This window comes from Shewanella sp. 125m-7 (assembly GCF_052977045.1).
On the sequence record NZ_JBRILQ010000075.1, the window covers coordinates 1 to 8,295 of the forward strand.

General features: G+C 42.1%; 7 protein-coding genes. 5 read left to right on the forward strand and 2 right to left on the reverse strand.

Going from position 1 to position 8,295, the window contains the following annotated elements; translation table 11 throughout:
* Positions 1–218: 218 nt before the first annotated feature.
* The 3 genes from ACVBIL_RS20205 to ACVBIL_RS20215 all read left to right on the forward strand — a co-directional run bounded on the left by ACVBIL_RS20205 (position 219) and on the right by ACVBIL_RS20215 (position 3,364).
* Positions 219–701: a VC2046/SO_2500 family protein gene (locus ACVBIL_RS20205; protein WP_447168733.1), complete on the forward strand. Its 483-nt coding sequence runs from the start codon at positions 219–221 to the stop codon at positions 699–701.
* A 74-nt stretch (positions 702–775) separates the two neighbouring features.
* On the forward strand, positions 776–1,063 hold the full coding sequence (locus ACVBIL_RS20210; RefSeq protein WP_447168734.1) for a DUF406 family protein: 288 nt from the start codon (positions 776–778) through the stop codon (positions 1,061–1,063).
* A 126-nt stretch (positions 1,064–1,189) separates the two neighbouring features.
* On the forward strand, positions 1,190–3,364 hold the full coding sequence (locus ACVBIL_RS20215; protein ID WP_447168735.1) for a putative bifunctional diguanylate cyclase/phosphodiesterase: 2,175 nt from the start codon (positions 1,190–1,192) through the stop codon (positions 3,362–3,364).
* A gap of 38 nt (positions 3,365–3,402) precedes the next feature.
* On the opposite strand, the gene ACVBIL_RS20220 is transcribed toward ACVBIL_RS20215, so the two are convergent.
* The gene (locus ACVBIL_RS20220) at positions 3,403–3,882 is read right to left on the reverse strand and encodes a YchJ family protein (RefSeq protein WP_447168736.1); all 480 of its coding nucleotides are present in this window, start codon (positions 3,880–3,882) and stop codon (positions 3,403–3,405) included.
* Positions 3,869–4,453 carry a YybH family protein gene (locus ACVBIL_RS20225; RefSeq protein WP_447168737.1) on the reverse strand — a complete coding sequence of 195 codons (585 nt, stop codon included), beginning with the start codon at positions 4,451–4,453 and terminating at the stop codon, positions 3,869–3,871. Before ACVBIL_RS20225 ends, ACVBIL_RS20220 begins: the two co-directional genes overlap by 14 nt.
* A gap of 766 nt (positions 4,454–5,219) precedes the next feature.
* Between ACVBIL_RS20225 and ACVBIL_RS20230 the strand changes: the two genes are divergently transcribed.
* Positions 5,220–5,867, forward strand: coding sequence for a TetR/AcrR family transcriptional regulator (locus ACVBIL_RS20230; RefSeq protein ID WP_447168738.1), 648 nt, complete (start codon positions 5,220–5,222; stop codon positions 5,865–5,867).
* 5 nt (positions 5,868–5,872) lie between these two features.
* Positions 5,873–8,155 (forward strand): acyl-CoA dehydrogenase, encoded by a 2,283-nt coding sequence (locus ACVBIL_RS20235; protein WP_447168739.1) that lies wholly within the window; start codon positions 5,873–5,875, stop codon positions 8,153–8,155.
* Positions 8,156–8,295 lie beyond the last annotated feature (140 nt).

Sequence of the window (8,295 nt, forward strand, 5' to 3'; positions counted from 1 at the left end):
GGAGAAGGATTCGAACCTTCGAAGGCTGAGCCGTCAGATTTACAGTCTGATCCCTTTGGCCACTCGGGAACCCCTCCTCAATTGCGGCGGCAATAGTAGTCAGAATAATTTCTTCTGTAAAGCCTAAATATGAAATAAATCCTAAAGTATTTGTCTGAATGGTCGATTAACTATCAACGAGTTGTTTTATAGGTTTATTTTTATGCAAATTGAGTGTTATGCAGCTAACTAACGCTTTAGTTAACGAATCGCAATTAGGTTCACGACTAAATCATGCCATCGGATCAAACCGTCGGGGTGAGTTTGGTTTACTGCTGTCTATGTTGTCGGCGGATGCTCGTGACATGGCTCAATTTCAAACCGATGCGTATCAATCTAACGATCTCAGAGCTAAATTTGAACTGCCTAAGCCACAAACTTTGCTTGCTAAGCTCGGTAGTGAGCCAATCGTTGTCGATAACAGCCAGGTTCATCAATTAGGTGGCGCTGCTGCATTTCGATTAGCTAATACCCTAAACGAAGAGGCGTTGGTGATCCGCAAAGATGAAGCATTAGACATGCAGGAAGTATTGGCTAACTGTGAACTGACAACGCGTAATCGATATAGACAGTTGCCAACAAAATCTCATATTACGCTAACGCATTTTGCTGATCAGCTACACATGCAGCGGCAAATGAGTGAATTTATTGCTCAAGCTTGATGATGATCCTGCTCTATTTTGAATTGCTGATATATAATCATTGATTCACAATATCTTTGTAGAGACAAATCAAGATGAAAAATATTCAAAAAGCGCAATCAAATTTGGTTAATGATACATGTACAGACTGTGGTAGTTTTGTGGATGTCGGTGCGGTTATCGATGAATTCGACACCGTACTAGAATTAGAATTAAACGGCGACAATTGTGAACAATTAGCAGATGAAGTTATTGCTAAAGCACAGCAGCGCTTTGAAGGTGTTACTTTTGAAAAACAACAGCAAGAGCAAAGTGCCAAGGTTAGTCTAACATTCTCTTTTAGCGCTGAAAAAATGATTTTTCAGTTAGAAAATGGTTTGTAAAATCTAGTCGTAAAACTTGCTGTAATTACGTTGATTCATGTAACCTGTACCCTATAAAAATAATCTTTTTTGCTTTAATAATTAAAGCCATTGATAAGCCATTTGCTTATCTCATTAGGATAACGTGTGAAGAAGCATCAATTTCAGCAATTGTTGGAGTACATTGTTAATTCAGAGGCAAAGCAGCTAGGGGATTTTAACGCCACTGCGCAAATTGCAGCTGAATTACTTGCCAAGCAGCTCAATGTTTCAAGTGTTGTCGTTTCTGCGCTATCAGCTGAAGCGAATACTCTGCATCAAATTACACGCCTATGCACGTCTGCTAGCTTACCAACGGTCACCGCGATTCGTCCAACCCCCTCATCTTGCCCCAACTTTATTCATCAGCTCAAAGGTGAACGCCATATTTCAGCTGAATATTGTGTTGATGATAGTCGTTTAGTTGAGCTCAGACCCTATTATCAAGCATTAGGGATCGTGTCTGTATTAGAAGTTGCGATCCGAATCAACGGTCATTTAGAGGGCATTTTAAGCCTAGAACGCACTCAAGTCGCTGAAGCATGGAATGACAGCGACGTTCTGCTGTGCTCACAAGTTGCCGACCAATTGGCACTAACCTTGGCGACGCAATATGGTTATGAAAAAGATGAGCGGCTAACGCTGTTTTTGTCAGCTGCAGAGCAGTCTGAACAAATAATGATGGTGGTTAATCTCGCATCTGAGTGCATTGAATACGTCAATAAGGCGCACGCCGATTTAACAAAAGTACCAAGAGAAAGAATATTGGGGCGCAAAGTCCAACTGTTGGATTTTTTTAAACAATACCCTGCATTATCTGCTCTTGTATTAAATAAAGCTCGCATTGGTGAAGCCTCAGAAGAAGAGGTGAACTTAGTTCGCGATGATGGTACGTCTTATTGGATGCACTTTTCGGTAAAACGCTTTATCTCAGATAGAGGTAATCATTTTGCATTGATCAATGCTGACGATTGTACTGACCAGCATAACCATCAAAAAGAGTTATTGCGCTTAGCCTGGCGCTGCGGACTCACGGGTCTGTACAATCGAACTCATTTTAGCCGTGTGTTGGATAAAGCGCAGTTAGGTCATTTAGTGCTTATTGATCTTCAAGGGTTTAAACGGTTTAACGATACATACGGCCATGCCAATGGCGATATCATGCTAATTGAAATCGCAAGACGAATACGGCATTTTGCTGAAATGAATCAAATTTCTGAAGTCGCTAGAATAGGCAGTGATGAGTTCGCTATTTTATTCGAAAATGAACAAGATGAAATCGATATTGAGCAGGCAACAGAACGATTATATAAACAACTTGAAGTGCCTATCGCCATAGGTACTGAGCAGATTGAGCCTAAACCCGCCTTAGCTCGCGTTGCACTGGCATCAATAGAGCAAAAAATATCACCGCTAACCTGTGCCGATATTGCACTTCAAAACGCGAAAAATAAGCAAGGTACTGCCATTCAAGTATTTAACTCAGCATTGTTAAATGCGTTTAAAGAAGATACACAAATTGAAAGAGACTTGGCCGTTGCGATAAAAGGACGGCAATTTGAACTCTATTATCAACCGCTGAAAGATCTGAAAAAACAGTCTTATATTGGTGCAGAGGCGCTGATCCGCTGGCATCACCCTAAGAAAGGGGTGTTATACCCAGGCGCATTTATTGATATTGCAGAGCAAACGGGTCTGATTAATGATATCGGCTCGTGGGTGTTAGAAGCCGCCTGTAAGCAACTCAATCTATGGCAACGGCACCAGATTGACATCTCGATGCATGTCAACGTATCAGCAAGGCAGTTTTTCAGTGGTAATCTATTTGAGCAGGTATGGGAGCTGGTGACTCGTTATCGGCTAAAACCCCATAGCCTGATCCTTGAAATAACCGAAACCGAGTTAATGGAAGATATTCGCTCTGCCACCAATTTATGCCATGAGCTTGCTGCTTTGGGCGTTGGCTTAGCTATTGATGACTTTGGTACCGGTTATAGCTCTATGCGTTATCTTAAACAATTTCCAATCAGCAAACTAAAAATTGATCGCTCATTCATATCAGACTTATCAGTAAGTCATGAAAGCCGCGAAATCGTAAGTGCAATCATCGCTATGGCATCGGCATTGAATATTTCGCTGACTGCTGAAGGGGTCGAAACGAAAGAGCAGGAACTATTTTTAGCTAAACATCTGTGTCATCAGGCTCAGGGATTCTTATACAGTCCGGCATTAAGAGTGTCAGAGTTTAGCCAATTTTTGGAAAAGTCAGCCGCAATTCATTAGCGTAAGTTATACCTATCGCATATTTAGTACGATTGGCATTACTTACCACAGCACTGCTTAAATTTCTTGCCACTTTGACAGATACACAGGTCGTTGCGTTTTGGCAGCACCGGTGTTTTTTGCTTTCCTTGAGTGTAATACCACTTTTCATCTTGCTTAATAAAGTCAGAGCACTCATGAATGGCATCAAGCATATTATCGAGTTTATACCAAGCCTGAAAGCTGACCTGACCCTTGATACCCGTTTGATGATGGGTTAACACCTGCAGACCTAACCATTGAGGTAGCGGCTCTTGTGCAAGGCTCTGCCTTGTTTGGCCATTTAAGTAATCATCATGGTGAGTTTCAATCAAGTAATCATATTGTTTTAGATAAAAAGCACTAAATCGCGAACGCATTAGTTGCTCGGGTGTTAGCGCGTGTTTGCTCTTAAGGTGAAGTGGTTGACAGCATGCTTGATAGGCTGAACCTGAACAACAGGGGCATAGCTTTTGATCTGCTAAATTAAGGTTTGTCATGGCTATTGGGTAATGAGTTTTGACTTAATGCTGGAAATTGGCGGCCATAATAAAGGTTTGGACTCGGTTTGGCATTATAATAAAACGATGCTTCTGCGCGATTATTGGTATCGACAGTTAAATACCACTTACCATCTTTTTTCTTTTTCGAGACACCAACAAACTTACCCGCAAACTCACTCGTTGGCTCACCGTTATCGACAGGTGGGTGAAAACGAATAAGGTAATAACCTATATCAGTTGAATTAGTTCCTTCGATGTTGCGTTCAATGACCCTAAAATCCACCTCTATTTTGGCATTTTTATGCTTAATTTTTCCAAAAAATGTCTTATAAAGCGCGACGATATTATCGCGGCCTAGTGTGATCTCTTCAGCTTGGTTTTCTGGAATATAGCAGGCATCTTCTGAATAGATTGACTCCATCATAGTTGCATCAAGCTTATTAAAGGCTGCGCTGAATTGATTGTAGACAGCATTAAGTGCCTCATTATCATCCGCGACAGCGACTTGAAGGAGGCTAAAGTAAAGTGTACTCATTAAGGCTAGTGCAGTTGCAACTTTTTTAAGCATGTAATAGGACAAACTAATAATATAATGGAACTACTATAATAGATGGTTACCATGAACTAAAGTACTAGATCTTTACAAGATGTGTAAAACGGCACGGTACGTCAAACATTAACGCTTCAATGCCAATTAATAGCAATCGGTATAATAGAGTGGTAACTGTTTTGAAAAACACCGTAACTGCAGTGTGAGTAGGAGCCGTTATGGGCGAAGAAGAAATGATGCATTTTGCTGAACAGATGTCAGGCGTTCAGCTTCTTAAACATAATCGTACTGCTAATATCTTTTGATGCATCCGGTACTTCATCAAGTAAACCAATCTATTTTAAATAGTTTGGTGTGATAGATAGCGCCATTGGTGTCACTAATGGCCTCATGGAAACCGTCGTTATAAATACTTAGGCGTTGTTTCCGTAAGCTTTGCTGTGAGCGTAAGTCGAAATCCCTTTCAAATAAGTGAGTGGCGAAGTCGCCGCGTAAAATATCTAACTGACCTCACTTTTGTCTAAACGCTAATACCATTACTCAAGGTAGAAATGCACCAGGAAGCGCGACGCTTTCACAGCGATCTCGAAAGTAAAGATAAACAGCGCAAGCGGCCTAAGTTGTTGCCTTTCTTTGTGGCACCTATGTTGTTCGTGGTGAGTTGCTTTTGTCCATATATAAGCCGATACAGGTCTGTTTGTACTTATTGTTAGGGGATTTAGTTTGACAATAAGCATGCGAATGTTTAATTTAAACGAGTGTTTAAAATAGAAAAGGCAACGGAATGGCAAATCGCTCCGATACAAAAACAAGAATACTGGATGCTGCGGAAAAATTATTTGCAGAAAGAGGTTTTTCTGAGACCTCACTAAGATTAATTACCAGCAAAGCTGAAGTAAACCTTGCATCTGTTAACTACCATTTTGGCTCCAAAAAAGAGCTAATCCGAGCGGTATTGGCACGTTACCTCGATGTATTTATGCCAGCGGCAGCTGATGCTATTGTTGCTGTGCGCAAAAAGAACGCTAACGCATCGTTAAACGATATTTTCTCAACTTTGGTTGCCCCACTACTCGATCTCAATACATTAAGGAATGAAGGTACCACCACATTTCTTCAACTGTTAGGCCGTGGCTATATCGAAAGCCAAGGGCACCTACGCTGGTTTATCACTACGCATTATGGTGAATATTTAGGGCTTTTTGTGAAAGCTGTAGCTGAGAGCGCACCACATATCCCTCCTGCAGAGATGTTTTGGCGATTACACTTTACCTTAGGTACGGTTGTTTTCACCATGGCTTCTGCTGATGCATTAACTGAAATTGCGGAAGCCGACTTTGGGGAGCACAATGATATTGAAGCTGTTATTAGAAAAGTCATTCCGTATTTATCTGCCGGGGTATCAGTCCCACTTACTAAGGATGTAATGTAAAAATTATGGCTACGACATTATTAATACTATTGATTGTCACAATAGTCGTTGTATTCAGTGTTAAAAATATCAGGATGCAGTTAGTCACTCGTCCTGTATTTAGCTTTTTTAAAAAAGTGCTACCACCGCTTTCCAAAACTGAAAAAGAAGCGATGGAAGCAGGCGATGTTTGGTGGGAAGGGGAGCTGTTTAAAGGCAAACCTAACTGGCAAGTGCTTCATAGCTATGGTAAACCAACCTTAACCTCTGAAGAGCAATATTTTATCGACAATCAGGTGGTGACAGCATTAACCATGATTGACGATTACAACATCGTCAATGAAAGAAAAGATCTGCCTCCAGAGCTTTGGGATTACTTCAAAAAAGAAGGCTTCTTTGCGCTTATTATCCCTAATAAGTATGGCGGTAAAGCGTTCTCTGCTTACGCTAACTCTACCATTGTCAGCAAAATTGCTAGCAGAAGTGTGAGTGCAGCGGTAACGGTCATGGTGCCTAACTCATTAGGGCCTGGAGAGTTGCTGACTCATTACGGAACCAGTGAACAAAAAGATTTCTGGTTACCGCAATTAGCTGATGGTCGTGCCATTCCATGCTTTGCATTAACAGGCCCAGAAGCGGGTAGTGATGCCGGAGCGATTCCTGATACGGGTATTGTGTGTCGCCAAGTCTTTAATGGTGAAGAGACCCTAGGTTTAAAACTTAACTGGAATAAGCGCTATATTACCCTTGCTCCAGTGGCTGATGTACTGGGTCTTGCATTTCAAATGCATGATCCAGATGGTTTGCTCGGTGAGACAAAAGAGATTGGTATTACCTGCGCCTTGATCCCAACCTCTCACGATGGCGTTGAAATTGGTCGTCGCCACAACCCATTAAATATGGCGTTTATGAATGGCACTACTAGTGGTAAAGATGTGTTTATCCCACTGGATTGGATTATCGGCGGCCCTCAATTTGCGGGGCGCGGTTGGAGAATGCTGGTTGAATGCTTATCAGCTGGACGCGGGATCTCATTGCCTGCGCTTTCGACTGCATCGGGCCATATGGCGACTAAAACGACAACCGCATACAGCTTTGTTCGTAAGCAGTTTGGTATCGAAATTGGCCATTTTGAAGGGGTACAAGAAGCTTTAGCACGGGTTATCGCCAATACCTACCAGCTTGAAGCCGCAAGGCGTCTAACTACAACAGGTATTGACTTAAAGGTTAAGCCTTCTGTGGTCACAGCAATTGCCAAGTATCACATGACTGAGCTTGGTCGTAAGGTGATTGACGATGCGATGGATATCCAGTCAGGAAAAGGGATCCAGCTTGGGCCTAAAAACTATTTAGGCCACGGTTATATGGCACTACCTATTTCTATTACGGTAGAAGGGGCCAATATTTTAACCAGAAGTTTGATGATCTTCGGTCAAGGAGCAACGCGCTGTCATCCATATGTGTTAGCTGAGATGGAAGCGGCGGCTATGGAAGATACCAATGAAGGGTTAGAGCGCTTTGATGATCTGTTATTAGGTCACATCGGTTATGCTATTCGTAATGCTTTCAGTGCATTGGGTAATGCATTAACGGGTAGCCGTTTTGCACCATCACCAGTAAGCGGTGAAACTAAACAGTATTACAAAGATATGACGCGTTTATCGGCAAGTTTAGCCTTGATGACTGATGTATCTATGTTGATCTTGGGTGGCGACTTAAAACGTAAAGAGATGCTCAGCGCTCGAATGGGGGATGTCTTAAGTCAGCTATACCTTGGCTCTGCAACGTTAAAGTTGTTTGAAGACAATGGTCGCCAGTTTGATGACTTACCCGCGGTGCGCCATGTTATGGCAACGCGTCTGCACCTAGCGGCAAGAGCATTAGATGAAGCCATTCGCAACTTCCCTAATCGTGGTGTAGCCTTATTACTTCGAGCGTTAATTTTCCCCCTAGGAAACCGATTTAAAGACGCAAGCGATAAGCTTTCAATCGATTTGGTTAATTCAATGAGCAAACCTTGCCCTGCACGCGACCGTTTAACCTTCTTGTGTCCTGACTTTGAGGGAGACACCGGCGGTATTGCTGAGGTTGAAAATGCATTTATCGCTAAGCATGGCTGTAACGGTCTATATAAAAAGCTTAAGCAAGCACAAAAAGAGGGCACATTGGCAAGAAAACTTCAGCCTTTAGCCTTGTTTGACTCGGCGCTCGAGATCTCCTTGATTAGTTCTGATGAACATCAACAATTAGTTAAGGCGAATGAGTTACGCCTAGCGGCAATCAACGTGGATGATTTTGAAAGCCTGTAATCGCGAACAATTGAAAAGCGAATAATACCAATCAGTAGAAAGAGTTAATCGCTCACTGATTGGTATACCCAAACGACTTGAACATGCTCATTTCAGAGGCCTTGCGCGAGTTCAATTCTAGGCGTATTAGCGTAGGAATG